1 protein-coding gene is annotated in these 1,434 nt (G+C 60.0%); it reads left to right on the top strand.

The annotated features are described in order from the left end of the window. The first annotated feature begins 346 nt into the window (after positions 1–346). Complete coding sequence (locus AC0B9F_RS38095) at positions 347–1,267, top strand: cation diffusion facilitator family transporter (protein ID WP_472010385.1); 921 nt, start codon at positions 347–349, stop codon at positions 1,265–1,267. Positions 1,268–1,434: the final 167 nt, after the last annotated feature.

The following is a 1,434-nucleotide window of genomic DNA, read 5'->3' on the forward strand; positions in this document are numbered from 1 at the left end:
GTCAAGGGCCCCGGATCTGGAAGTCCGAGCAATCGCAGCGCCTCGGAAGTTGATGCGCGCGCCAATGCCGCCGCAGTGATTGCAGCTATGACACCCCATCCCAATACTTTCCGTATGGGTCGTCCGACGACGAGGGTATCGGCGCCGGACGGTTCGGTTTCGATCATTTGCGGGTGGACCTCTCAGCATTGTGGATCTCGCCCGCGCGATCGGTGCTCCGGACCAAAATACTATGACGGATAGTTGCATGGGTGCTTCAGCCAGGGTTTACTGAAACTCTCTCGTTGGCAAATATGCGCATATGAGAATACGACGCTCCAGTCATCGGCGAGAAGGGCATATCGAGATGGGTCACGGCCATGGGCACGGCGTTGCGGAACAAGCTGCGAGTGCATCGGGTAAACATGTCCGCAAATTATGGATAGCCGTCGGGCTCGGTCTGGTCACGTTCGTCACGCAAGTCATCGTGGGGTTGTCCACGTCATCACTCGCCCTGCTCTCCGACTCCGCACACGTCTTCACCGATGTGTTCGGCATCCTCATGGCATTGACCGCTATCTTGCTTGCGCAAAGAGCGCGATCGCGCCCGGATCGCACGTTCGGTATGTACCGGGCGGAGGTGTTCGCTGCCTTGTTCAATGCTCTACTCCTGTTCGGTGTCGCCGGATTGGTTCTCTACGAAGCTCTCGGTCGACTTTCCGATCCGCCTGAGGTCCCTGGACTCCCGGTGAGCATCGTCGCTGTCGTCGGCCTCGTGATGAACATCGCGGCATTCTTGCTGCTTCGCAGCGGGGCGAAGGAAAGCATCAACGTCCGGGGCGCCTATCTCGAGGTCATGGCTGACATGCTCGGGTCCGTTGGAGTCCTGATCAGCGGATTGGTCACACTGATCTTCGGATGGCGGTATGCGGATCCGGTGATCGGTGTTGCGATCGGCTTGTTCGTCCTACCGCGTGCATACAATCTCGGCCGCCATGCCCTGCGGATCCTGCTCCAGCACGCCCCCGCCGGCGTGAGCATCACCGAGGTGACGCAAGCCTTGCAGGGGATCCCCGGAGTCAAGGACGCTCACGACCTTCACATCTGGACGCTCACATCGGGCATGGAAGTTGCGTCGGCGCATTTGACGATCGACGAGGAGTCCGATCCGACCAAGGTTCTCGCTGCTGCCCAGGATCTATTGGCCACCCAGTTCAATCTCGTACACGCGACCCTGCAGGTAGAACCCGCCGCGGGTGACGGGCGTTGCCAGGAGCTTCCGTGGTGAGTACCAACGAGGTGACCACGAACGACAAATCCCCCCATCGCACGAAACGAATTCTCTTCGCTACGACGGTGCTCGTTTCGGTCGTCGTCGCCCTGACGTTTGAGCCCGTAGCGCGGAAGCACCTGACCCGGGCCAACGAGATGGATCTGGGCGTCGTCAGTTTGAGG

The sequence above is a fragment of the Streptomyces sp. NPDC097129 genome (assembly GCF_055668065.1).

Bases quoted from the DNA above. Each gene is read 5' to 3' on its own strand.
- AC0B9F_RS38095 (WP_472010385.1), top strand. From the start codon at position 347: ATGGGTCACGGCCATGGGCACGGCGTTGCGGAACAAGCTGCGAGTGCA.